This is a genomic window from Polaribacter sejongensis, from assembly GCF_038024065.1.
Lineage (GTDB): Bacteria > Bacteroidota > Bacteroidia > Flavobacteriales > Flavobacteriaceae > Polaribacter > Polaribacter sejongensis.
Map to the genome: position 1 here is coordinate 770,399 of NZ_CP150667.1, position 24,072 is coordinate 794,470.

Here is a 24,072-nt window from a genome sequence, read left to right on the forward strand (position 1 = left end):
ATGTATTGGTCAAAAACGCGTTTTTGGAGAAGTTTAACAAAAAATTGTACTTCAATTAATTTGTGTTTTTTCTAAAGTAAGAAGGAGATACACCAGTGTTTTTCTTAAAGTATTTGCCAAAAAAAGAAAGATTACTAAATTTTAATTCATTTGCAACTTCAGAAATACTTAATAAAGGATTGCTCAGTAATAATTTAGCTTCCATAATTACAGCGTCATCAATTAATTGACTGGCGGTTTTATCTGAAACCTCTTTTAAAACCTTTGATAAATGAGCAGGTGTTAAATGCATGCAATCAGCATAGAATTTAACAGAACGTTCATTTTTAAAATGATCATTTAAAATGGTTAAAAACTGAAGTGTTAATTGCTGTTTCCTATTTAAATGTGCTTCTAAATTAGGATATTCTCTTTTAAAAATGGCCCCGTAATGATATAATAATAAACCAAAAGAGTGCATTATAATTTCATTTCTAAAAGGTAAAAGAAGTGCATCTGCATTGTTGTTTTTTGCTAATAATTTGGACAGCACTATAGAAGTTTCTTTTTCTTCTTTTAATAATTTTAACTTCGGATAACTGTTTGCCGTTAAAAAGTCTATGGCATCAAATTCTGCTTTTTTTAAAAGTATCTTAAAAATAAAATCGACTGTAAAACTAACGCTAATAATCTCTAAATCTTTACTAATTTCTGTAATTTGAGAAACCGTTTGGGGTTTTACAACAATCATCTCACTACTTTCTAAAGTGTGTGTAATTAAGTTTAACTGTAACGTAATGGATCCTTTAAGTATCAACAAAAAAGTATAATTCCCAGATCTAAAAGGTGCTAAAAAAGGAGTTTTATCAAAATTATTTTTAGACATATGCACATGTAAATCTGTGTACAGTTGTGGTTTGTCTCCAATAATTTTGACAACGTCGTTAATAGTATAATTTTTAATAAAAGGTTCTTGCAATTGGTTTCTTCTAGTTATTGGTTCATCAAAGATACCAATTTCTATAATCAACTTGTATTAAACATTTTTTGTATTGTCTTCTTTATTCCATACTCCCCTTTTATCAATTATTCTTATACTGCTATAAATATAAATCTTTGTTAAAAAAAAGAATGAACGTTCATTTTTATGTACATTTGCATCAGAATAAAACAATATGGCAAAGCTTCAAAAAAGTATAGACAAACGTAATGCACTTATAAAGGCAACAATAGAGCTCGTTAATAACAACGGATTTCATGCGACACCTATGAGTAAAATTGCAAAAATGGCGAATGTATCACCAGCTACCATTTACTTGTATTTTGAAAACAAGCAAGATTTGGTGAACAAAACATACATAGAAGTAAAAGCGAAATATACAAACCATGCTTTTGAAACGTATGACATTAATATGTCTGTTGAAGATGGTTTTAAATTAATTTGGAATCGCATTGCTAACTTTAAATTAAAGGAATGTGAAAATGCGATGTTTTTAGCACAGTGTGATAATACACCAATGATTGATGAACCAAGTAGACAAGAGGGAATTAAACATTTACAGCCCCTACTCGACTTGTGGACGCGTGGAAAAAAAGAAGGAATTATAAAACCAATGTCCGATTATATCTTGTACGCATATGCTATAAATCCGTTATCATTTTTAATGATGTCTGAAAAAAGAGGTTCTTTTAAGTTAAATGAAACTCATTTAGAGGAAGCGTTTCAATCTGCTTGGAGCAGTATAAAACTTTGTAAATAAGATGAAGAAAACAGCAATCATATTAGGCGCAACTGGTTTAACTGGCAGTCATATTCTTCATAAATTAATTGAAGACAAAAACTACGAGACTATAAAATTATTTTCTCGTTCTAAAATTGATGGTTTGCCAAAAAAGGTAACACAATTTATAGGTGACATTTTAGATCTAGCACAATTTAAAACAGATTTTACAGCAGACGAAGTGTATTGTTGCATTGGTACAACTGCTAAAAAAACGCCAGATAAAACATTGTATAAAAAGATAGATTACGGCATTCCGGTTACTGCCGCAAAACTATCAAAAGAAAATAACATCGCTACTTTTTTAGTGGTTTCTGCAATGGGAGCAAATGCAAAAAGTACTGTCTTTTATAATAAAACAAAAGGCGAAATGGAACGTGATGTTTTAAAACAAAACATTAAAAATACTTTTATCTTAAGACCTTCCTTAATTGGAGGAGAAAGAAAAGAAAGCAGAATCTTAGAAAAAATAGGTTTGGTTGTTATTAAAATAATTCAACCTTTATTTATAGGAAAACTAAAAGAATATAAAATAATAGATGCTGAAAATATTGCGCAAGCAATGATAAACTTAGCAAATACTAAAAATAATGCCGGAGTCATAATTACTTCAAACGATATAAAAAAACTTTCAAAAAAATAAATAAAAAACAAAATATGGAATTATTAGATAAATTAAATTGGAGATACGCAGCAAAAGCAATGAATGGTGAAGTTGTAGCAGAAGATAAAGTAGAACGCATTTTAGAAGCAGCTCGTTTAGCAGCAACTTCTAGTGGATTACAACCTTTTGAAATCTTTGTAGTTAAAAGTCAAGAAGTAAAAGAAAAAATTAGACCAATCGCTTGGAATCAATCTGTAATTACAGACTGTTCTCACTTATTGGTATTTGCAGCTTGGGATACGTATACCCCAGAACGCATCAATTATATGTTCGATTTAACAAACGAAATCCGTGGTTTTGAAAACGAAGGTTGGGAAAACTACCGTCAGATGCTATTAAGCTCTTATCCGCAAAGAGATTCAGAAGAAAACTTTAATCATGCAGCCAAACAAGCGTACATCGCATTCGGACACGCAATTATTGCTGCGGCTTACGAAGGTGTGGACGCAACACCAGTTGAAGGTTTTGACCCTGTAGCGGTTGATGAAATTTTAGGCTTAAGAGAAAAAGGTTTACGTAGTGCTGTTTTATTGCCATTAGGTTATAGAAAAGAAGATGAAGATTGGTTGGTAAACTTGGTAAAAGTTAGAAAACCGATGAAAGATTTAGTAACTGTAATATAATTAAAAAAAAGAAAAATGAAAACGATTTTATTAAACAATAGACCACAAGGAAAACCAACAACTTCTAATTTTGAATTTGTTACTGAAGACACTGAATTAACAATAAAAGATGGAGAAATTCTTTTAGAAGCTGCTTATGTTTCTGTAGATCCTTATTTAAGAGGAAGAATGAGCGATGCAAAATCATATGTTCCACCTTTTCAATTAAATGAACCAGTACAATCTGGAGTTATTGCAAAAGTAACTGCTACTAAAAATGACAATTTTAAAGAAGGAGATTATGTTTCTGGTTTATTAAACTGGCAAACACAACAAGTTTCTAATGGAGATGGTTTAAATAAAGTAGACGGAACAAAAGCGCCATTAAGTGCCTTTTTAGGTATTTTAGGGATGACTGGTTTAACTGCTTATTTAGGATTAAACGAAATTGGAAAACCCAAAGCAGGAGAAACTATTGTAGTTTCTGGTGCTGCTGGTGCAGTTGGTTCTGTTGTTGGGCAAATTGCTAAAATTCTTGGATTAAATGTAATCGGGATTGCTGGTACAGATGAAAAAATTGATATGCTGAAATCTAAATTTGGTTTTGATGCAGGTATCAATTACAATACCAATAAAGATATAAATGCTGAAATTAAAAAATTAGCACCAAATGGTGTAGATATTTATTTTGATAATGTTGGTGGACCAATTTCGGATGCTGTATTATTCAATATCAACCGTTTTGCAAGAATTATTATTTGTGGAGCAATCTCTGTTTATAATGAGACTGAAACTCCTAAAAGTGTAAGTGTACAACCATTTTTAGTTAAAAATAGTGCATTAATGCAAGGTTTTATTGTTTCTAATTATGCTGATAAATTTCCTGGAGCTATAAAGCAATTATCAGAATGGTTGGCAGAAGAAAAGTTAACTTACACAGAGACTATCGTAAATGGTTTCGAGAATATACCTACTGCTTTTATCGATTTATTTGAAGGTAAGAACAAAGGTAAAATGATCGTTAAAATCTAAAAAAAATAAAAGAAGATGAACAATTTTGAATTAAAAAATCCTACTAAAATTATTTTTGGAAAGGATACAATTAAACAATTAGAAAGTGAAATTCCTGCAGATGCAAAAGTATTACTCTTGTATGGTGGAGGAAGTATAAAGAAAAACGGAATTTACGAACAAGTCAAAAAAGCGTTGACAAAAGTTGAGGTGGTAGAGTTCGGAGGAATCCCTGCAAACCCAGAGTATGCAACTTTAATAGAAGCTTTACAAGTTATTAAAGAAGAAAACATTACCTACTTATTAGCTGTTGGTGGTGGTTCTGTAATAGACGGAACTAAATTTTTATCTGCAGCTGCAGTTTTTGAAGGAGAAACTCCTTGGGATATTTTAACAAAAAACATAAGAACAGAAGTAGGAATGCCTTTTGCAACTGTTTTAACGCTACCTGCAACAGGATCTGAAATGAATTCTGGTGCTGTAATTACCAGATCAGAAACAAAAGAAAAGTTAGCCATGGGCGGTCCTGGATTATTTCCTGTATTTTCTATTTTAGATCCACAGGTAATCAGTTCTATTCCACAACGCCAATTGGCAAACGGATTAATGGATTCTTTCTCTCATGTTTTAGAACAATATATGACGTATCCTGTTGAAGGATTGTTGCAAGACCGTTTTGCAGAAAGTATTTTACAAACTATTATAGAAGTTGCTCCTAAAGTATTAAAAGATCCTACAGATTATGATGCTGCAGCTAACTTTATGTGGAGTTGTACAATGGCTTTAAATGGATTAATACAAAAAGGGGTTCCTGGGGATTGGGCAATACATGCAATGGGCCACGAATTAACAGCTTTATTTGGTATAGATCACGCACGTACTTTAGCTGTAATTGCTCCTAGTCATTATAAATATAACTTTGAAGCTAAAAAAGAAAAATTAGCACAATACGGTGAACGTGTTTGGAATATTACTGAAGGAAGCATTGATGATAAAGCATATGCTGCTATTGAAAGAACAGTTGCTTTTTTCCATGAGTTAGGCATTGATACAAAGTTGTCTGATTATACAAAAGAATATGAAGGAACAGCAGAAAAAATAGCACAACGTTTTACAGATCGTGGCTGGTTAGGATTAGGTGAACACCAAAATTTATCTCCAGATAAGGTAGAAAAAATTGTAAAAATGGCATATTAATTAAAATATGAAAATCACAAAGGTTTTAGCCTTAACATTTACCATAATTACGGCAGCTAGCTGTAATAATGCTAAAAAAGAAGCAACTTCTGAAAAAGTTTCAGAAGACAAAAAAGAAATAAAAAAAAATAATAAAATGAATATATTATTTGTATTAACATCACACGATAAATTAGGTGATACCGGCAAAAAAACAGGATTTTGGGTAGAAGAATTTGCAAACCCATATTATACACTATTAGATAAAGGAGCAACGATTACTATTGCAACTCCAAAAGGTGGTGCAGCTCCAATAGACCCAAGTAGTGATTCTCCAGACGCAGCTACTGCGGCTACAGATCGTTATAATAAAGATGCAGATGCTAAATCTAAAATAGCAAATACAAAAGTATTGGCAGACATGAATCCAGATGATTATGATGCTGTTTTCTATCCAGGTGGTCATGGTCCTTTATGGGATTTAACAAATGATAAAGTATCAGTTGCTTTAATCGAAAAGTTTGATCGTCAAGAAAAACCAATTGCATTTGTTTGTCACGCACCCGCAGTTTTAAAGGATGTTAAAAATGCAGACGGAACTCCTTTAGTTAAAGGTAAAAAAGTAACAGGTTTTACAAACAAAGAAGAGGCTGCTGTTGGTTTAACAGCAGTAGTACCATTATTATTAGAAGATATGTTAATTGAAAATGGCGCATTTTATTCTAATAGAGAAAACTGGGCTCCTTACGCTGTGCAAGATGGTAACTTAATTACAGGTCAAAACCCTGCATCATCAGAATTAGTTGCAGATAAATTATTAGCTAGTTTAAAGTAATTAGTATTTTTAAATTCTAGTAAACAGTAAAAAGTTATTAGTAAAGAAAAGGCTCGCACAATGCGAGCCTTTTAAATTTATAGAAACCAAATAGAACTTCTCCTTTTCATAGAAATTTAAATTTACGTGCATTTAATAGTAAAAATTAATAATTTGGTTTATAAATACAAATATTGTTATTATTTACCTTTTTTCCAATACCTATAAATAGGTATATTTGTACTAATGAAAGAAATAACTAGTATTCAAAATACGTATGTAAAAAACTTGCTTAAACTGCAAGAAAAAGCACGTGAACGAAGAAAACAGGGTTTATTTATTATTGAAGGTAAACGAGAAATTACACTAGCAATTTCTGCTGAATATGAATTTGATACGATTCTTTTTTATCCAGATTTAATTTCAGAAAATGAAATTTTACACCTTTTTAATGCAAATGTAAACAGAATTGAAATCTCTAAAGAAGTTTATCAGAAATTGGCTTATAGAGGATCTACAGAAGGAATAATTGCGGTTACTAAAGCAAAAGATTTCTCTTTAGAAAATATCTTGTTTCAAACTGAAAATCCATTAATATTAGTCGCAGAAGGTGTTGAAAAGCCTGGGAATATTGGTGCATTATTAAGAACTGCAGATGCTGCAAATGTAGATGCTGTTTTTATAGCAAATCCTAAAAGCGATTTGTACAATGCAAACATTATTCGTTCTAGTGTAGGTTGTGTTTTTACCAATCAGATTTCCATAGGAACATCCGAAGAAATAATTACGTTTCTACAAGAGAAGAACATCAATATATATGCTGCTACTTTGCAGAATTCTAATGAATATCATGTAGAAAATTATACTGAAAGTACCGCAATTGTTGTAGGTACAGAAGCTACTGGTTTAACAGATGTTTGGAGAGAAGCTGCTACACAAAACGTTAACATACCTATGCAGGGGCAAATAGATTCTATGAATGTTTCTGTTTCTGCTGCAATTATTTTGTTTGAAGCAAAAAGACAAAGAAAATTTAAAAAGTAAAAATGAAAGTATTAGGAATTGATATCGGTGGATCTGGAATTAAAGCCGCAATAGTAAACACCAAAACAGGAGAATTACTTTCTGAAAGACACCGAATAGACACTCCAAAACCAGCAACACCAGAAGCAGTAGCAAAGGTTGTAAATGAAATGGTAGATCATTTTAATTGGAAAAAAGCAATTGGTTGTAGTTTTCCTACCACCATTGTGAATGGTAAATGTATTCATCCAGGAAATTTAAGTGAGAAATGGTTGAATGTTAAGGTTGATAAATTATTTAGAAAAGAATGTAAATTGCCCTTTTATGTGAGTAATGATGCCGATTTAGCTGGTTTAGCTGAGGTAAGTTTAGGTGCCGCTAAAAAAGAAAAAGGTGTTGTAATAATGGTTACCATAGGTACCGGAATTGGTTCTGGTTTGTTCTTTAACGGAAACCTAATTCCTAATTTAGAAATTGGTAAAATGCTACATACCAATGGAGAAATAATTGAGTTTTATACTGCAGATTCCGTAAGAAAAAAAGAGAATTTAAAATTAAAAGAATGGGCAATAAGATTCGATTCTTTATTAGAATATATTAGAATTGTATACACACCTAGTTTAATTGTTTTAGGTGGTGGAATTAGCAAAAGGTACGACGGTTTTAAAGAATATTTAAAAACTGATGTAAAAGTAAAAGTTGCTGAATATAAAAACAATGCTGGAATTATTGGAGCTGCAATTTATGCGAGCAAAGAACATAAAAAATAAAACACGCTTTGTTAATTTCTTTTTACAATACTACTTTCAATAAAATTTAATGGACTATGAACTTTAGAAAAGCTACCATAAACGACGTTTCGGAAATTATTAAAATGATGGCTGAAGATGAACTTGGTCAAAAAAGAGAAAACTTTCAGAATCCTTTACCAAACTCTTATTTAGAAGCGTTTAAAAAAATAGATGCTGATGAAAATCAAGAACTTATTGTTGTAGAAAATAATGATTTAGAAATTATTGGAACTTTACAAATTACTTATATTCAGTATTTAAGTTATTGTGGCGGTATGAGAGCACAAATAGAAAATGTGTTTATTAGAAGCGATCAAAGAGGTTTAGGAATAGGAAAAAGTGTTTTTGAATGGGCAATAAACCGAGCGAAAGAAAAAAAGGTGCATTTAGTTCAATTAACTTCTGATAAAAAAAGACCTCGAGCAATTAAATTCTATGAAGATTTAGGGTTTAAAGGGACGCACGAAGGAATGAAATTACACTTTTAATAAAAACAACACTAAACGCATTGTTTAGATCCTTTCAACTATTTTATGCAACCAACTACTTTATTCTATATCATTATTGCCATATTAATCATCAGTTTTCTGGTTGATAAAATCTTAGACACGCTAAATGAAAAACGTTTTGATGCAGAAATTCCAAAAAAATTAAAGGATGTTTATGACGAAGATGAATATAAAAAATCGCAAGCTTATAAAAAGACCAGTGCTAAGTTTTCGAACATCACTTCATTCTTTTCTACACTATTAACCTTAGTTTTCTTTTTTGTAGATGGGTTTAAATATGTAGATGAATTTGCGAGAAGCTATACAGATAATCCAATTTTGGTAGCTTTACTTTTCTTTGGAGTTATTATGTTGGCATCAGAAATAATGACCACGCCTCTCTCCTATTACAGCACGTTTGTAATTGAAGAAAAATTTGGTTTTAACAAATCTACAAGAAAAACCTTTTGGTTAGATAAAATAAAAGGATTGGTAATGAGTGCCTTATTAGGTGGCGGAATTCTAGCTTTAATTCTTTGGTTTTATCAACTTACAGGAGAAAATTTTTGGATGTATGCCTGGGCTTTTGTCGCTATTTTCTCTTTGTTTATGAACATGTTTTACGCTAAATTGATTGTTCCTTTATTCAACAAACAAAGTCCGTTAGAAGATGGCGAATTAAAAACGGCCATAGAAAAATATGCGAAAAGTGTTGGTTTTACCATTAATAATATTTTTGTGATAGATGGTTCTAAAAGATCTACAAAAGCAAATGCTTATTTTTCTGGTTTTGGATCACAAAAAAGAATTACGTTATATGATACTTTAATAAACGACTTAGAAACGGATGAAATTGTAGCCGTTTTAGCGCATGAAGTTGGCCATTATAAAAGAAAACATATCGTTTTTAATTTAATAGCATCAATTTTATTAACAGGATTAACGTTGTTTATTCTATCCTTATTTATCAATTCAGCTGTCTTATCCGAAGCATTAGGTGTTTCTATACCAAGTTTTCATATTGGATTAATTGCATTCGGAATTTTATATTCGCCGATATCAGAAATTACAAGTTTATTCATGAATTATATGTCTCGTAAATTTGAATATCAGGCAGATAATTATGCGAAAGAAACTTTTGAAGGAAATGCCTTAATAACATCACTTAAAAAATTATCTAAAAATAGTTTGAGTAATTTAACTCCGCATCCGGCTTATGTTTTTGCGCACTATTCACATCCAACTTTGTTGGAAAGAATTAATAATTTAGAAAGTTAATTTTTTTCAATTACGGAATGCACTATTTTCATTAACATCATTTTATCTTTAGCATCTGCATTAACAGCAAGCATAGTTGTAAGTTCTATACAAGTGTTTTCATCTTGCTTTATGTAATATTTTTGTTTTGTAAATTCAATTCCTTTTTTAATTATCGTACCAGTTAACAATAAAACATTTTCACTATTTATCATCTGCTCCCCTTTAAATTCCATTCTTTCCGCAGCAGGATTATTATTTATTTTTGACTTTTTAGTTTCATAAGAAATAGGTAAAAACAAACCTACAATTAATGCTTGTGGTTTTTTAGATACATACATATTTGTAGTAACACTTGTAAAAATATCTTTATTTATATCTATTTCTACTTTCTTTTTTTGAAGTTCAAAAAGACGATTTGGCCCTGCTTTTTCTTGAGAATTAATAGTAAAACTGATAAATAAAACGATAAAACTGATACAAATATTTTTCATTTTACAAAAATAAGAAATAAATACATTTAGAAAACGAAATACTTGTATGTTAAAATACTTATTCTTAATTTCACTTTGAGTTAACCCCTAGTAATAAAATAACGCATTTGGAATACACCGCAACCATAGAAGAGGAAAATAAGGAAATAGCAAAACGATATAAAGATTTGCTAAAGGGTACGTATGAGATTATGTCTAAAGAAGATAAGGAACTCATAAGAAAAGCATTTGACATTGCTGTAGATGCTCATTCTGATCAACGCAGAAAAACTGGTGAACCTTATATTTATCATCCCATTGCAGTTGCAAAAATTGTTGCTTATGAAATAGGTTTAGATGCAGTTTCTATAGCTTCTGCTCTTCTACACGATGTTGTAGAGGATACAGAATACACGTTAGAAGACATGGAAAACCTTTTTGGTGAAACTATTGCTAAAATTGTAAACGGATTAACTAAAATATCTCGTTTAAACAAAGAGCAAGATGCTTCTATACAAGCTGAGAATTTTAGAAAAATGCTTTTAACATTAAATGATGATGTTAGAGTAATTTTAATAAAAATTGCAGATAGATTACACAACATGCAAACTATGGACGCAATGCCTGGTCATAAACAGGTTAAAATTGCATCGGAAACTTTATATATTTATGCGCCCTTAGCCCATAGATTAGGTTTGTATAATATAAAAACAGAGTTAGAAGATCTTGGTTTAAAATATACAGAACCAGAAGCTTATTTTGGTATTCTTGGAAAAATAAAAGAAAGTAAAGAAGATCAGAAAAAATATTTACAGCGATTTGAAGAGACTTTAAAATCTGGCTTAGATAAAGAAAACTTCGATTACGAAATAAAAGGACGTTTTAAATCTATTTATTCTATTCGTAGAAAAATGATCAATCAAAATGTAACTTTTGATGAGGTTTATGACAAATATGCCATTAGAATTATTTACAATCCAAATTCTAATGATGATAAGTTTGATGCTTGGAAAATATACACCATTGTAACCGATTACTTTAAACCCAACCCAACTCGTTTAAGAGATTGGATTTCTCAACCAAAATCTACAGGGTATGAAGCCCTACATATTACGGTTGTAGGACCAGATTCTCAGTGGGTAGAAGTACAAATTCGTTCTAATAGAATGAATGAAATTGCAGAGAAAGGATATGCTGCACATTTTAAATACAAACAAGGTGCAACTAAAGACAACGGATTAGATGATTGGTTAAATAAATTAAAGGAAACCTTAGAAACACAGACTCTAAATGCTGTTGATTTTGTAGAAAATTTTAAACTGAATCTATATTCTAAAGAAATATATGTTTTTACACCTAAAGGTGATTTAAAATCGCTTCCAAAAAATGCAACTGCTTTAGACTTTGCTTTTTCGATACACACAGATGTTGGTTTAAAATGTAGAGGGGCAAAAGTTAATGGAAAATTATTGCCTTTAAGTCACCAATTAAAAAGTGGAGACCAAATAGAAGTAATTACCAGTTCATCTAACAAGCCAAATGCTAGATGGTTAGATTTTGTAATTACAGCAAGAGCAAAAGCAAGAATTAGAGCCGCTTTAAATGAAGAAGAAAAATTAATTGCAGACGAAGGAAAAGCAATATTAATACGTAAACTACGTCATTTAAAAATTACTTTTAATGATAAAACGACCAATGAACTGGTTAATTATTTTAAATTAAAAACAAGTTTCGATTTATTTTTTAGAATTGGTAATGGTGCTATAGACAATACACAGTTAAAAGCTTTTGTATCTCAGAGAAATAGTAAATTATTTAATTTCTTTAAATCTAAATTAAGAAGAAATACTCCAGAAAAAGAATACGTAGAAACAGAAGAAGTATCTAGTAAATTTGATGCTTTAGTTTTTGGTAAAGACGAGCAAAAACTAGATTATAAACTTTCTAAATGTTGTAATCCCATTCCCGGAGATAAAGTTTTTGGTTTTTTAACTATTAATGATGGTCTTAAAGTTCATAAAATGAACTGCCCAAATGCTATTTCTTTACAATCTAATTATGCCTATAGAATTATGCCTGCAAAATGGATCGATTCTACAAAACAAGACTTTAAGGTGATTTTACACATTTCTGGTGTAGACAACCAAGGTATGGCAAATGATGTAACCCGTACCATTTCTGGTAACATGGGCGTATTTATTAATAGCATTAATATTAAAGGAGATGAAGGTGTATTTGAAGGTAAAATATCTATAAGTGTAAAGAATATTTCACAACTAGATAAATTGATAAAAAAACTTCTTAAAATAGAAGGAGTTAAAAAAGTAGATCGTGTTAATACTTTATAAATATCAATTGATTAAAAGTCGTATTTAATTAAGAAATAACTGTAAATTTGCTTTTTGTAAAAAATCAATCTAAATGAGTAGTTCTCTTGAAAATCAAGAAGTAGTAAAAAAAGTTTTCACCACATACTTAGGCGAAAATAAGCATAGAAAAACTCCAGAACGCTATGCTATTCTCCAAGAAATATATGCGGCTGAAGAGCATTTTGATATAGAATCTTTATATATAAAAATGAAAAATAAAAATTATAGAGTTAGTAGAGCTACACTTTATAATACCATAGACTTGCTTTTAGATTGCGGTTTGGTTAGAAAACATCAGTTTGATGGACAATCGATGGCGCGTTATGAAAAAAGTTATTTCGACAAAAATCATGACCACGTTATTTTTACAGATTCTGGAGAAGTAAAAGAATTTTGTGATCCACGAATTCAGATTATAAAAAAAACCATAGAAGAAGTTTTTGATATTGATATTCATAATCATTCACTTTATTTTTATGGAACAAAAAAGAACAAATCTTAATTAACAACATAACAAAATAAACAACAATTAACACAACTATAATGGCTGTAGATTTATTACTAGGATTACAATGGGGAGATGAAGGAAAAGGTAAAATTGTAGACGTACTTACAAGAAACTATGATATCATTGCACGTTTTCAAGGTGGACCAAATGCAGGACACACTTTAATTTTTGATGGACATAAACATGTTTTACACACAATTCCTTCTGGAATTTTCCATAAAACAGCTTTAAACGTTGTTGGAAATGGTGTTGTAATTGACCCTGTAATCTTTAAAAAAGAATTAGAAAATCTAGACAAACACAATATAGATTATACTTCTAAATTGTTAATTTCTAGAAAAGCGCACTTAATCTTACCTACACACAGATTATTAGATGCAGCTTCAGAAACTTCTAAAGGAAAAGCTAAAATTGGTTCTACATTAAAAGGTATTGGTCCAACGTATATGGACAAAACCGGTAGAAACGGAATGAGAGTTGGAGACTTAGAGTTAGACAACTGGAAAGAAAAGTATGATGCTTTAACAGAAAAGCACATTAAAATGCTAGAATTCTTTGATGTTCAGGTAGAATACGATTTAAAAGAATTAGAAGCAGAATTTATTAAAGGAATAGATAAATTAAGAACTTTAGCTTTTATTGATAGTGAAGAGTTTTTAAACCAAGCTATAAAAGACAAAAAAACAATTTTAGCAGAAGGAGCGCAAGGTTCTTTATTAGATATTGACTTTGGTACATATCCTTTTGTTACTTCTTCTAACACTACTGCAGCAGGTGCTTGTACTGGTTTAGGAGTTGCGCCAAATAGAATTGGTGAAGTTTTTGGAATCTTTAAAGCATATACTACTCGTGTTGGTTCTGGACCTTTTCCAACTGAATTATTTGATAAAGATGGTGAAGACATGGCAAGAATTGGTCATGAATTTGGAGCAACAACAGGTAGAGCAAGACGTTGTGGTTGGTTAGATTTAGTAGCCTTAAAATATGCTGTAGACGTTAATGGTGTTACACAATTAATGATGATGAAAGGTGATGTTTTATCTGGATTTGATACTTTAAAAGTGTGTACTTCTTATAACTATAAAGGAGAAGAAATTAGTCATTTACCATACAACATAGAACCAGAAAATGTTTCTGTAAACTATTCTGAGTTTAAAGGTTGGGATGAAGATTTAACTAAAATGACTTCTGCAGATCAATTACCAAAGAATTTAATGGACTATGTTGCTTTTATTGAAAAAGAAACTGGAGTTCCTGTATCTATCGTTTCTGTTGGACCAGATAGAAAACAAACAATTACTAGAGAAATTTCTTAAGAGAAAATTTTTATTCTATAAACTTAAAAAGCATCTTTCATTTATTTGAAAGATGCTTTTATTATTTATGGTGTTATAATAATTTATCTTGAGTAAGATTAACAAAGGTTATAAAGTTCTAAAATACTCTAAAACAGCTCTACTTTCTTCTTCTGTTAAATGTTGATTAGCCATTGGAGATCCTTTAAATTGAACTAATAAAGCCATTGCAATTGGATCCTTTTTAACCATTTCTTCAGGATTTAAAATCATATTCATTATCCATTCAGGAGAACGTCTGGCTGTAACTCCTTCCATACTTGGGCCTATAAATTTTCTATTTACTTTATGACAAGATGAACATTTGTTTTTAAATAATAATTTACCATCTGCAACCATATTTTTATTAATGTTCTTATCTAAGGTTACAGACTTTACAGGACCAATTCCTTTGTTATTTAAATCTATAGCTATCTCTTCTTTTTTTACAACTTTCGTTTTTTTCTCTTTTTCAGGAGCTTTTTTAACAGCTGCTTTTTTAGTAGGCATGTCATTTGTAGATTTCTTTTTTTCTTCTTTTCCACAACTAATTAATAATAGTACAGCAAATAAGGCGATTAAATTTCTTAATTTCATTTTTGTTTTATTTAAAGGTTAATTGTTATTTTTTCTATCGATACTAGTTTTTATAATACTTTTTACTGCTAGTTGACTTGTATTATTCCTAACAAATTTAAAAAAGTAAACAGCTAAAAAACATGACTATTATCACATTTAAAAGACTTTTTTCTCTTTTATAAAAACAGTAATTACCTTAAAACAAGTACTGCATAATCCTTTAATAATAAGCTATATATGTAAGTATTTCAATTACAAATAATGATAACACCTTTGTTTATAAACATAAAAAAAGCCTCTTTTAATATTAAAAAGAGGCTTTTCATACTGTATATTATTCCTTATAGATTCTCTATTTCTAGACCTATTAAAACAAGTTTTTCTTGTTCTATTTTAAGGGAATTTAAAAGTGCTTCTTTACTATTTTTAAAAGCATCCTTTTTCGCTAAAAATAATTCATTATAATACTCAATTCCAGCTTCTAAATTCTTTTTAAACTTAGTTAAAGTTCTCAATTGTTTTTTATCAATTGTAGCTTTTGCTTCATTTACTTTATCCTGTAAATGAGTAATATAAAGAGATAATTCTTTTACAAAAACATTTGGTCTATCTGTTCTAGTCAGCATATTTTTTCTACCATAAATATGGTCTGTAATATCACACAAACTCATTATTTTATCATAATATGCCATATTAGGTCCAGGACAAACAGAAACTCCGTCTCCTACTTTCTTTGTACTTATATTATTTAAAAGTAAAGTTGATGTACCTAAACCAACACAAATACAAGATTTTTCGGTGACTTTATTTACTCTTTCTTCTTTTTCTTCTGATGAAATTTCTAAAGCATCTATTTCTTTCAGTTTTAAATGCTGATACTCTCTAGATGCGGTACACAAACCTGTATCTTTAAATTCATGATTTAAAGCGATAAATTTATTCGGACAAGAAGTACCAGGTCTTCCTTTATCGATAAGTATTTGTCTTTGCACATCTTTTGTATTTCCTTTTAAAGTGTTAAAAGGAACTCCTAAAGGAGAACTGTTACTTAAATATAAATCTTGTTCTTTGGCTTCTGCTAATTGTGCTACCGTTTTCTCATCGACACTTGTTGCTTCCGGAACCAATAAAAATGGACTTCCCCACCCTACAGAATCTAATTGATATTCTTCTAATAAAAAAGAATGCTCTTCACCAGTACCAACACCACCTTGCGTTGTTATTTTAAGTTCTAAATCTTTGGCAGGAATTATACGGTCTGCATCTTTTAAGGCTTGCTGCATTAATTCTTGCGTTTGACTTATTAAAGTCTCCTTATTTTCTTTAAATTCCTTTAGAACTGGTCCCATTAAAAAACCATCAGTTGCAAAAGCATGTCCACCACAATTTAATCCAGATTCTACTCTATATTCAGAAACCCATAATCCTTTTTTAGCTAGGAACTTTCCTTGAATAAAAGCAGATCTATAATCGCTTACTTTTAAAATAATTTTCTTTTTAATGTTTCCGTTTACATCTGGAAAAAAATCATCAAAATTACTCATGTAAGTATACAATCTAGGATTCATACCTGCAGAAAGAATTAAAGAAGAAGATAATTTACTATTAGAATACCCTCTTAACGCAGCATGTGCATCGTTGTATTCTATTGGTAACAACTCTTTATCTAGATAGTTTCCTTTATCAATTTTGGTCATAATATTAACATCAATACTACCCATTGATAAATTCTTATTTGCCCAATCTTTCATTTTAGAAAAATCGACTCCTTCCTCAGTCAATTTTAAAAACTCTTTTCTTAATGAAGAATATTCTGGTAACATGTGAATATAATCCATTAATGCTTTACTTTTTTCTGAAGTAATATTTTTTAATTGATTGAACTTTTCTTCTGTTTGGTCGTGTAATAAGTCTAAATAAGAGGTAATTCTCTTTGCTCTAAAATCATCAACTTTATCTGAAATTTCTTTATATGGTATTTCAAATTTTTCGCTGTAAATTTTTCGCATTTTTTCTACTAAAATATCATCCACTAAAGAAATAACAGAATCAATACCAAATTGTGCTACTTTTAAAGGAGAGTCTATAGTAAAACCAATTCCCATAACAGGAATGTGAAATGAATGTGAGTTTTTCATTGTTTAATTTAAATGTTTAACTAAATTTAATTAAGCTTGCAATTTATATTTATCTGTCTTTAGAAAACATGATTAATATCATCAGAAATAAAAAAAACTAAGCATTAAATAAATAACACTCAGTTTTTTACACTGTCTCTTAAAAATGAAATATTCTTATTGTTTATTTTTTTTCTCTAAAAGAATGGCTTTAGGAAACAAAATATTATTTTCTAAATGTATATGTTGATGTAAGTCCTGCTCAAACTCATCTAACTTAGCATACAACGCTTTAAACGTATTACAAGCTCCTTCTGGTGGTGTGTAATTATTAGAAAGTTGTTTAATTTCTTTTAAGATATCACCTGCACTTTCATGTTCATCTTCCATCATTGCTATTGGATTGTTTACGGTTCCAAAATGAGGTTGATTTACTTTTACACCTTCTTTATCTGCATTTACTAACTTTTTAATAAAAGGGAATAAAATAAGTTCCTCCTTTTTTAAATGAGCCGCTAATTCTTGTGCAACCATATTAAAAAGTCTGTTAATTTCTACAACCTCTGTATAGTGATGCCCATGAACTTTTGCAACTTTAGCTGCATATTGCAATACTATAGGTGTATTTTCTTCTACATAAGCATGGTGAATGTTTATAATATGATCTACCAGAAAATCTAGCTTCCAGCTATCATAATTATAAGCATTAGAGATTGGGTTGTTAATATTTAATAGTTCTTGCTCCATTTCTTCAAAGGAAACATTGTGCTTTTTACATGCTTTTTCTATAGAAATTCCTCCTCCACAACAGAAATCTATTCCGTGTTTTTTAAACACATCTGCTGTCTTAATATTGTAAGTTACTACTTCTGCTACTGTATTATCTTTTGTTATATTCATTTTAATATGTTTTAATAGTTTCTATAATCTTTGTAATTGTTTCTTTATTATCTACACCTAAACCTTCTTGTTGATGTACCAATTCTCCACCCGGATTAAAAACACTTATAATATTAGAGTGAGAAAAATCTAACGGAGAAATTTGTTTGTATTTTACGGCTAGGACATTTGCAAACTCTCTTACACCACTTTCTGTACCTTGTAATAAAGTCCATTGGTCTTCTGTAAGAAAATTTTCTTCGGCAAACGCTTTTAGCTTTTCTGGTGTGTCATTTTCTGGATCTATGCTTACCAAAACAAACTGAACATCTTCTTTTAATTCGTTTGGAATTTTAGCATTTATATTTCTCATATCTGCTGTTAACCTTGGGCAAGCAGCTTTACACGTTGTATAAATCATTACCATTACCAAAGTTTTACCTTTTAACTCTTTTAACTCAATTTCCTTATTATCTTGGTTATTCCATTTAGAAGTTAAGTTAAAAATAGATTCATCAGAAATCATAGTGGACAAAACTTTTTTCACCATTTTAGAGGTTGGTTTTAAATCCATTTTGCAAACAGGACAAGCGCCTTGTTCTAAATAAACTTTATCTCCTTCACATTTCATAGGACATTGGTACGCTACCTTACTATTTTCTTTAGAAGTAGACGTATTACAAGAACTTAATGAAGTAACTGTAATAATTAATACTATAAGATATTTAAGTGTTTTCATATTGCTATTTTTTATCATCTTTTACACATCTAAAACCTAGGTTTTTCATGGTATATTTTGCTTTTAAACTTCCTCTAATGGCATATCTCATAAAAGCTGCATAATTCATTAAATCTGTCGCATTTATTGCTGCACTTCCACAAAACAAATTGCTATCTGTATCTACATCTTTTCTAGATTCACCCGTAATTAATACCGAATTAAAATCTGAAGTCCATTCCCAAACTAAGCCATGCAAGTCATATACCTCCCAATAATTTTTAAAGGTAGACCCAATAGTTTGATTGAAGGTCTTTGGTTTTTCGTACCAGCTTAAAATAAAAGCATTGTACTCTTTTTGTTTTCTAGCATCTGGCATTTTTTTATTTGCCATGGCTACATATTCCCATTCATCTACAGTCGGCAATCTTTTTCCCTGACATTCACAATACTCTTTTGCTGCAAACCAAGACACTTGGGTAATTGGAGAATTTTCTTTTTTATTTTCTCCTAAAAGAGTATCCGATTTCCAATCACGTAAATAGCTTGCATCTGCAAATAATTTTATCACTTTACTTTTCTGCCATTTTGGATACTTTTTTACAAAAGCCACATAGTCTTTATTTGTAACCGGATATACATCCATTAAAAAGTTATCTATTTCAACTTTCATAGAATCTCTACCATATAAAGGGATATATGCTCCTCCTTTAATTGCTACCATTTTAGATTGACAGCTTGCATTAGCTATATTTAGGAGGATTAAACAAATTGTCAATCTTAAAACAGTTTTCATAGAATTTGAATTGAAATTATTATTAATTATTTTTTACATCTTGTACATTCTTAATGGTAACATTGGTTTTGTTATTCCCCCAAGAATTATATACATAAGTCATAACATCTGCAACTTCTCCTTCCGTTAGTGTTTGTCTTGTCATTACACTATTATATTTATTTCCATTAACAGTAATTTCTCCTGTTTTACCATGCAAAACAATACCAATTGCTCTATTAACATCTGCATTTAAATAATCTGATTTTGCCAAAGGAGGAAATGCATTTGGTATTCCTTGTCCTTCTGCTTGGTGACATGCAAAACAAGTGGTCATATAAATTTGCTTACCATCTACTATTTTTTTAGCTAAAGGTTTTTCTGTAGTAACAGCAACTTCTTTTTTATTTTTATCTACTGGCATGGTTTGAATTGTCCCCCCTTCTGGGTGATAAATTCCTTCTTGTTTTACTCCAGAATATAATTTTTTATTTTCTTCACCAGATACTTTCAACATTCCTAATGCTCCCTTATTAAAAGCTCTAAAAATTGCATGATCAACCAAAATAAACGTTCCAGGAACTTCTACTTTAAAATCTACAATTGCTGCACCACCCGCAGGAATAGATGTTGTTTGTACGTTGGTATTAATTAAATCTCCTCCTTCTACATGCACATTATCAAAAATTTCTCCAATAACATGAAAAGATGAAGTTAAGTTTGGACCACCGTTACCAACAAACAGACGAACCGTTTCACCAACATTTGCAGTAATAGCATTATCACCAGTTAATGCTCCAACCTTACCGTTAAAAACAACATAATCTGCATCTTCTTTAATTGCTTTTGTCATATCAAAAGGTTGTAACCCTTTTTCATCAGTAGCTCCTTTTGTATAAAAATCTCCTTGCATAATGTAATATTCTTTATCTACTTTAGGCAATCCTCCTTCTGGTTCTACTAAAATTAAACCATACATTCCGTTTGCAATGTGCATTCCAACTGGTGCTGTAGCACAGTGATACACAAATAAACCAGGATTTAGAGCTTTAAATGAAAACGTTTTTTCATGTCCTGGTGCTACAAATGAAGATTCTGCTCCACCACCAGGGCCCGTTACTGCATGCATGTCTATATTATGAGGGAGTTTATTGTCTGGGTGATTAGATAAAGTAAACTCTATTTCATCTCCTACTCTAGTTCTTATAAAACTACCAGGTACTGTACCTCCAAAAGTCCAATAAACATATTGTACTCCATCTGTCATGGTTCCTTCTTTTTCTAGAATTTCCATATTCACCAATAATTTTTTTGCCGTTCTATTTCCTATTGGAGCTGGCACAAAAGGTGGAGAAGTCAATTCTGCTTCCATAGTACCTTTTATATAAATGGTAGAACTATCTGCTTTAGCTAGTTCTTGTTTTGGTTCACTCTTACAGTTAACTAATAGTAAACTTCCTGCAAATAGTATGCACACTGCTTTTAATAATTTCATTTTTTTGATTTTTAGGTTTAGTTGTAATAAAAGACTCTTTAATCTTTTATTATAAAGCAAAATTATTAATCTTGATTAAAAAAATAAATGATATTTATCATACTAAAAGATAGTTTTATCTTTATATTTTTACAAAAAAAATAAAATGTTATCAAATTCAAGTAAATATGCCATTAGAGCAGTACTATATCTTACAGAAAAAGCGAGTGTAGACAATAAAATTGGCTCTAAAAAGGTTGCGAATGATTTAATGATGCCAGCTCCTTTTTTAGCTAAAACTTTACAAGAATTAACTAAAAAAAATATCATAAGCTCTGTAAAAGGTCCTCATGGAGGGTTTTATTTAACAGAAGCTAATGAAAAAAACTCCTTATTTGATATTATCGATTGTATTGATGGAGTAGAAAAATTTAATGAATGTTATTTAGGACAAGCAGAATGTAGTTCGGAGAATCCTTGTGTTGTTCATCATTTATATGCACCATTTAAAGACAAATTAATTTCTAAATTAAAAAAGAAAACCATCTTAGAAATGTCTATGGAATATGTGAAAAATAATAATATTATAAATACGTTATAATAATGATAAAAGCCAAAACACAAAGTTTTGTGGCACTTTTGTATTTTTTAATAGCTTCTTCTTTAGGTATTCTATTACGTCTTTTTCCTATTATTGATATAAATATTGATTATAAATTTTTTGTACACACCCACTCTCATGTAGCACTTTTAGGTTGGGTATATATAGGATTAACTAGCTTACTATTTTACTTGTATATAAATGAGGAAGCTAAAAGAAAATATACAACACTATTTTTGTGCACTCAGGTTACAATTGTAGGAATGCTTATTAGTTTTCCAATAACTGGGTATGCTTTATTTTCTATTATTTTTTCTACCTTATTTATAATTTGTTCCTATTGGTTTTATGCTTTTTTTAGAAAAAATAACCATTTAGAGAAAGACAGTTATGCCTTAAAATTTATAAATACCTCTCTAATTTTTATGATCATTTCTAGTATTGGCCCTTGGTCTTTAGGGATTATTATGAACACTTTAGGTAGTACATCTCATTGGTATAAAAATGCAATTTATTTCTATTTACATTTTCAATATAATGGATGGTTTATATGCTGTTTATTAGGATTGTTTTTTTCACTTTTAGAAAAGCATCGTTGTGTTATTTCTAAGAAAAGAGTTGCTTCCTTTTATAAATTGATGTTATGGGGATGTGTACTAACTTTACCGCTATCTTTTTTATGGATTAAACCACATATAACTATTTATATACCAGCATTATTAGGCGTAGTTACCCAACTCTTTGCTTTAAGGTATTTATATCAAATAATAAAGAGTCATAAGTTTGTTTTAAAACAGAAAACACCTCGTTTTTTCTTTAATCTAATCAGCTTTGTTTTGGTGTTTTTTACTCTAAAAACTTTAATGCAATCTATAACAGTAATCCCTTATTTTGTAGATTTATCTTATCAAATTAAAGACTTTGTAATAGGGTATTTACACCTCGTTTTTTTAGGGGTTACAAGTTTGAGTATCTTGTTTTTTTTACATCAAAACAAACTATTAAAATTACCCAAAGTTTGGATAAGCATTTACTTAATAGGTTTTCTTTTTTCTGAAATTTTAATATTTTATAAGGGGTTTTGCAATTGGCAGCAATTATCTATTATCAATAATTATTATACAATATTAGTACTAGTTTCTGTATTGATGCCAATTGGTGTTTTGGGAATATTTATTACCAATATAAAACCTACTTTTTCCAATCTAAAAGAATCTGTTTAGCAAATCCTTCACACTGGTCTAAAGTGTCTGTAACATGCTTTAAAGTTGTTTTTGGGTTTATTAAACACATTCTAATAACTACTTGGTTTTGTAAAACAGTGGTTACTAAAAAGGCTTCTCTAGAATCTACAACTCTCGTAGAAATTTCTTGGTTTAATGTATCTACTTCTTCTTCTGTTAAATCTTTATTTAACGGATTGTATCTAAAATTAATAATTGCCAAAGTAGCCGGAGAAACAATTTCCCAGTTTTTACTTTTTCTTAGAATATCTTCAGTTTTATCAGCTAAATCTATATTATAAGTAATGGCTTTCTTAAATGCATTTAAACCATACGTTTTTATAGACATGTAAAACTTTAAAGCTCTAAACCTTCTTGTTAATTGAATTCCGTAATCATAAAAATTAATTTCAGATTCATTTCCTTCAATATCCCTTAAATACTCAGGTTTTTCACTAAATGTATTACTTAGCCAAGAGGCATCTTTTACTAGTAAACAACCAATCTCATAGGGTTGAAAAAACCATTTATGAGGATCCACAGTTAAAGAATCTGCACGTTCTATTCCGCGTAAAATTCTACTTCCTTTTTTAGATAAAATTGCAGCGGCACCATAAGCACCATCTATATGAAACCAAAGATTTTCTTTTTCACAGATGTCTGCTAAATCGTCTAAAGGATCTACAGTACCAGTATTGGTAGTACCTGCGGATGCAATAATGCAAAATGGTTTTTTACCTTCTAACTGATCTCTTGCTATTTCATTTTTAAGTTTGTTCATGCTAAACTTAAATTCAGAATCTGTCGGGATTATTTTAATTTGCTCCTTTTTAAAACCTAAAACCTGAATTGCCTTAATATTAGAAGAATGTGCTTGGTCTGATAAATAGATAATACCTTTAGAGAAATCATCACCACATTTTACTCTTCTTGCAGTAGTTAAAGCTGTTAAATTAGCCATAGAACCACCACTTGTAAAAATCCCACCTCCTTTAGTAACAGGGAAGTGAAACATTTTTAGCAACCAATTTAATGTAACAATTTCTAGCTCTGCAGCTGCAGGAGAAACAATCCATCCACCAGAAAAAATATTAAAACCTGTTGCTAAAGAATCTGCCATAGTACTAATAAAGTTACTTGGCCCAGGTACAAAAGAAAAAGATTTCGGATGCGTAGATATATTACTATTTGGCAGCACATTGTTCACCACAAAATCTAATACCTCATTTGCATCAGTAGCATCATCTGGAGCTTCACTTAAAAATAATGAGTCCATTTCTTCTCTAGAAGCCTTAATTACGGGCTTTTTCTTCTCTTCTTCTTTGTAATGGTCTACTATAATATCTACAATCTTATAACCATAAGATTTCATTTCTTCTTTTGTTAAATAAAAAGGTGATTTCATTCTAAAATAATTTTAGCGCAAATTACATCAT

General features: G+C 30.1%; 24 protein-coding genes. 15 read left to right on the forward strand and 9 right to left on the reverse strand.

Annotated features, from left to right (window positions below; translation table 11 throughout):
* Positions 1 to 55 precede the first annotated feature (55 nt).
* The gene (locus WHD08_RS02940; RefSeq protein WP_208889289.1) at positions 56 to 1,009 is read right to left on the reverse strand and encodes a helix-turn-helix domain-containing protein; all 954 of its coding nucleotides are present in this window, start codon (positions 1,007 to 1,009) and stop codon (positions 56 to 58) included.
* A gap of 145 nt (positions 1,010 to 1,154) precedes the next feature.
* Here WHD08_RS02940 and WHD08_RS02945 point away from each other — a divergent pair, with 145 nt between their 5' ends.
* The 10 genes from WHD08_RS02945 (at position 1,155) to WHD08_RS02990 (ending at position 9,607) form a co-directional block, all read left to right on the forward strand.
* On the forward strand, positions 1,155 to 1,739 hold the full coding sequence (locus tag WHD08_RS02945) for a TetR/AcrR family transcriptional regulator (protein ID WP_165734089.1): 585 nt from the start codon (positions 1,155 to 1,157) through the stop codon (positions 1,737 to 1,739).
* Between the two features lies 1 nt (position 1,740).
* Positions 1,741 to 2,403 (forward strand): NAD(P)H-binding protein, encoded by a 663-nt coding sequence (locus tag WHD08_RS02950; RefSeq protein WP_208889288.1) that lies wholly within the window; start codon positions 1,741 to 1,743, stop codon positions 2,401 to 2,403.
* Positions 2,404 to 2,417: 14 nt separating this feature from the next.
* Entirely contained in the window at positions 2,418 to 3,047 is a 630-nt protein-coding gene (locus tag WHD08_RS02955) for an NAD(P)H-dependent oxidoreductase (protein WP_208889287.1), read from the forward strand.
* 15 nt (positions 3,048 to 3,062) lie between these two features.
* Positions 3,063 to 4,058: an NADP-dependent oxidoreductase gene (locus WHD08_RS02960; RefSeq protein WP_208889286.1), complete on the forward strand. Its 996-nt coding sequence runs from the start codon at positions 3,063 to 3,065 to the stop codon at positions 4,056 to 4,058.
* A gap of 15 nt (positions 4,059 to 4,073) precedes the next feature.
* Positions 4,074 to 5,234: an iron-containing alcohol dehydrogenase gene (locus WHD08_RS02965; RefSeq protein WP_208889285.1), complete on the forward strand. Its 1,161-nt coding sequence runs from the start codon at positions 4,074 to 4,076 to the stop codon at positions 5,232 to 5,234.
* Between the two features lie 7 nt (positions 5,235 to 5,241).
* Positions 5,242 to 6,048 (forward strand): type 1 glutamine amidotransferase domain-containing protein, encoded by an 807-nt coding sequence (locus WHD08_RS02970; protein ID WP_208889284.1) that lies wholly within the window; start codon positions 5,242 to 5,244, stop codon positions 6,046 to 6,048.
* A gap of 225 nt (positions 6,049 to 6,273) precedes the next feature.
* Positions 6,274 to 7,071 (forward strand): TrmH family RNA methyltransferase, encoded by a 798-nt coding sequence (locus WHD08_RS02975; protein WP_208889283.1) that lies wholly within the window; start codon positions 6,274 to 6,276, stop codon positions 7,069 to 7,071.
* Between the two features lie 2 nt (positions 7,072 to 7,073).
* Positions 7,074 to 7,820 (forward strand): polyphosphate--glucose phosphotransferase, encoded by a 747-nt coding sequence (ppgK, locus tag WHD08_RS02980; RefSeq protein ID WP_165734077.1) that lies wholly within the window; start codon positions 7,074 to 7,076, stop codon positions 7,818 to 7,820.
* Between the two features lie 56 nt (positions 7,821 to 7,876).
* Positions 7,877 to 8,329: a GNAT family N-acetyltransferase gene (locus WHD08_RS02985; protein WP_208889282.1), complete on the forward strand. Its 453-nt coding sequence runs from the start codon at positions 7,877 to 7,879 to the stop codon at positions 8,327 to 8,329.
* A 45-nt stretch (positions 8,330 to 8,374) separates the two neighbouring features.
* Complete coding sequence (locus tag WHD08_RS02990; RefSeq protein WP_208889281.1) at positions 8,375 to 9,607, forward strand: M48 family metallopeptidase; 1,233 nt, start codon at positions 8,375 to 8,377, stop codon at positions 9,605 to 9,607.
* Here the strand turns inward: WHD08_RS02990 and WHD08_RS02995 are convergent.
* The gene (locus WHD08_RS02995; RefSeq protein ID WP_208889280.1) at positions 9,604 to 10,080 is read right to left on the reverse strand and encodes a hypothetical protein; all 477 of its coding nucleotides are present in this window, start codon (positions 10,078 to 10,080) and stop codon (positions 9,604 to 9,606) included. The genes WHD08_RS02990 and WHD08_RS02995 overlap by 4 nt on opposite strands.
* Before the next feature lie 107 nt (positions 10,081 to 10,187).
* Here WHD08_RS02995 and WHD08_RS03000 point away from each other — a divergent pair, with 107 nt between their 5' ends.
* From WHD08_RS03000 to WHD08_RS03010, 3 genes are all read left to right on the forward strand, one after another.
* Positions 10,188 to 12,407: a RelA/SpoT family protein gene (locus WHD08_RS03000; RefSeq protein WP_208889279.1), complete on the forward strand. Its 2,220-nt coding sequence runs from the start codon at positions 10,188 to 10,190 to the stop codon at positions 12,405 to 12,407.
* A 73-nt stretch (positions 12,408 to 12,480) separates the two neighbouring features.
* Entirely contained in the window at positions 12,481 to 12,930 is a 450-nt protein-coding gene (locus tag WHD08_RS03005) for a Fur family transcriptional regulator (protein ID WP_165734070.1), read from the forward strand.
* Positions 12,931 to 12,971: 41 nt separating this feature from the next.
* The gene (locus WHD08_RS03010; protein WP_165734069.1) at positions 12,972 to 14,252 is read left to right on the forward strand and encodes an adenylosuccinate synthase; all 1,281 of its coding nucleotides are present in this window, start codon (positions 12,972 to 12,974) and stop codon (positions 14,250 to 14,252) included.
* 108 nt (positions 14,253 to 14,360) lie between these two features.
* Here WHD08_RS03010 and WHD08_RS03015 read toward each other — a convergent pair whose 3' ends face one another.
* From WHD08_RS03015 to nirK, 6 genes are all read right to left on the reverse strand, one after another.
* Positions 14,361 to 14,867, reverse strand: coding sequence for a c-type cytochrome (locus WHD08_RS03015; protein WP_208889278.1), 507 nt, complete (start codon positions 14,865 to 14,867; stop codon positions 14,361 to 14,363).
* Between the two features lie 323 nt (positions 14,868 to 15,190).
* On the reverse strand, positions 15,191 to 16,987 hold the full coding sequence (locus WHD08_RS03020; RefSeq protein ID WP_208889276.1) for a hypothetical protein: 1,797 nt from the start codon (positions 16,985 to 16,987) through the stop codon (positions 15,191 to 15,193).
* A 156-nt stretch (positions 16,988 to 17,143) separates the two neighbouring features.
* Positions 17,144 to 17,866, reverse strand: coding sequence for an iron-sulfur cluster repair di-iron protein (gene ric / locus WHD08_RS03025; protein ID WP_165734066.1), 723 nt, complete (start codon positions 17,864 to 17,866; stop codon positions 17,144 to 17,146).
* A 1-nt stretch (position 17,867) separates the two neighbouring features.
* The gene (locus WHD08_RS03030; RefSeq protein ID WP_165734065.1) at positions 17,868 to 18,584 is read right to left on the reverse strand and encodes an SCO family protein; all 717 of its coding nucleotides are present in this window, start codon (positions 18,582 to 18,584) and stop codon (positions 17,868 to 17,870) included.
* 4 nt (positions 18,585 to 18,588) lie between these two features.
* The gene (locus WHD08_RS03035) at positions 18,589 to 19,287 is read right to left on the reverse strand and encodes a formylglycine-generating enzyme family protein (RefSeq protein WP_306772169.1); all 699 of its coding nucleotides are present in this window, start codon (positions 19,285 to 19,287) and stop codon (positions 18,589 to 18,591) included.
* A 94-nt stretch (positions 19,288 to 19,381) separates the two neighbouring features.
* On the reverse strand, positions 19,382 to 20,833 hold the full coding sequence (nirK, locus tag WHD08_RS03040; RefSeq protein ID WP_208889275.1) for a copper-containing nitrite reductase: 1,452 nt from the start codon (positions 20,831 to 20,833) through the stop codon (positions 19,382 to 19,384).
* A gap of 145 nt (positions 20,834 to 20,978) precedes the next feature.
* On the opposite strand from nirK, the gene WHD08_RS03045 reads away from it, so the two are divergent.
* Together WHD08_RS03045 and WHD08_RS03050 are read left to right on the forward strand one after the other, a co-directional pair.
* Entirely contained in the window at positions 20,979 to 21,413 is a 435-nt protein-coding gene (locus tag WHD08_RS03045; RefSeq protein ID WP_208889274.1) for an RrF2 family transcriptional regulator, read from the forward strand.
* Between the two features lie 2 nt (positions 21,414 to 21,415).
* On the forward strand, positions 21,416 to 22,636 hold the full coding sequence (locus WHD08_RS03050; protein ID WP_208889273.1) for a hypothetical protein: 1,221 nt from the start codon (positions 21,416 to 21,418) through the stop codon (positions 22,634 to 22,636).
* Here the strand turns inward: WHD08_RS03050 and WHD08_RS03055 are convergent.
* Entirely contained in the window at positions 22,605 to 24,041 is a 1,437-nt protein-coding gene (locus WHD08_RS03055) for a pyridoxal phosphate-dependent decarboxylase family protein (RefSeq protein WP_165734055.1), read from the reverse strand. The genes WHD08_RS03050 and WHD08_RS03055 overlap by 32 nt on opposite strands.
* Positions 24,042 to 24,072 lie beyond the last annotated feature (31 nt).

What these genes read in the sequence shown, in the direction of transcription:
- WHD08_RS02945 (WP_165734089.1), top strand. Translation starts at nt 1,155, where the DNA reads ATGGCAAAGCTTCAAAAAAGTATAGACAAACGTAATGCACTTATAAAG.
- WHD08_RS02950 (WP_208889288.1), top strand. Translation starts at nt 1,741, where the DNA reads ATGAAGAAAACAGCAATCATATTAGGCGCAACTGGTTTAACTGGCAGT.
- WHD08_RS02955 (WP_208889287.1), top strand. Translation starts at nt 2,418, where the DNA reads ATGGAATTATTAGATAAATTAAATTGGAGATACGCAGCAAAAGCAATG.
- WHD08_RS02960 (WP_208889286.1), top strand. Translation starts at nt 3,063, where the DNA reads ATGAAAACGATTTTATTAAACAATAGACCACAAGGAAAACCAACAACT.
- WHD08_RS02965 (WP_208889285.1), top strand. Translation starts at nt 4,074, where the DNA reads ATGAACAATTTTGAATTAAAAAATCCTACTAAAATTATTTTTGGAAAG.
- WHD08_RS02970 (WP_208889284.1), top strand. Translation starts at nt 5,242, where the DNA reads ATGAAAATCACAAAGGTTTTAGCCTTAACATTTACCATAATTACGGCA.
- WHD08_RS02975 (WP_208889283.1), top strand. Translation starts at nt 6,274, where the DNA reads ATGAAAGAAATAACTAGTATTCAAAATACGTATGTAAAAAACTTGCTT.
- ppgK (WP_165734077.1), top strand. Translation starts at nt 7,074, where the DNA reads ATGAAAGTATTAGGAATTGATATCGGTGGATCTGGAATTAAAGCCGCA.
- WHD08_RS02985 (WP_208889282.1), top strand. Translation starts at nt 7,877, where the DNA reads ATGAACTTTAGAAAAGCTACCATAAACGACGTTTCGGAAATTATTAAA.
- WHD08_RS02990 (WP_208889281.1), top strand. Translation starts at nt 8,375, where the DNA reads ATGCAACCAACTACTTTATTCTATATCATTATTGCCATATTAATCATC.
- WHD08_RS02995 (WP_208889280.1), bottom strand. Translation starts at nt 10,080, where the DNA reads ATGAAAAATATTTGTATCAGTTTTATCGTTTTATTTATCAGTTTTACT.
- WHD08_RS03005 (WP_165734070.1), top strand. Translation starts at nt 12,481, where the DNA reads ATGAGTAGTTCTCTTGAAAATCAAGAAGTAGTAAAAAAAGTTTTCACC.
- WHD08_RS03010 (WP_165734069.1), top strand. Translation starts at nt 12,972, where the DNA reads ATGGCTGTAGATTTATTACTAGGATTACAATGGGGAGATGAAGGAAAA.
- WHD08_RS03015 (WP_208889278.1), bottom strand. Translation starts at nt 14,867, where the DNA reads ATGAAATTAAGAAATTTAATCGCCTTATTTGCTGTACTATTATTAATT.
- WHD08_RS03020 (WP_208889276.1), bottom strand. Translation starts at nt 16,987, where the DNA reads ATGAAAAACTCACATTCATTTCACATTCCTGTTATGGGAATTGGTTTT.
- ric (WP_165734066.1), bottom strand. Translation starts at nt 17,866, where the DNA reads ATGAATATAACAAAAGATAATACAGTAGCAGAAGTAGTAACTTACAAT.
- WHD08_RS03030 (WP_165734065.1), bottom strand. Translation starts at nt 18,584, where the DNA reads ATGAAAACACTTAAATATCTTATAGTATTAATTATTACAGTTACTTCA.
- WHD08_RS03035 (WP_306772169.1), bottom strand. Translation starts at nt 19,287, where the DNA reads ATGGTAGCAATTAAAGGAGGAGCATATATCCCTTTATATGGTAGAGAT.
- nirK (WP_208889275.1), bottom strand. Translation starts at nt 20,833, where the DNA reads ATGAAATTATTAAAAGCAGTGTGCATACTATTTGCAGGAAGTTTACTA.
- WHD08_RS03045 (WP_208889274.1), top strand. Translation starts at nt 20,979, where the DNA reads ATGTTATCAAATTCAAGTAAATATGCCATTAGAGCAGTACTATATCTT.
- WHD08_RS03050 (WP_208889273.1), top strand. Translation starts at nt 21,416, where the DNA reads ATGATAAAAGCCAAAACACAAAGTTTTGTGGCACTTTTGTATTTTTTA.
- WHD08_RS03055 (WP_165734055.1), bottom strand. Translation starts at nt 24,041, where the DNA reads ATGAAATCACCTTTTTATTTAACAAAAGAAGAAATGAAATCTTATGGT.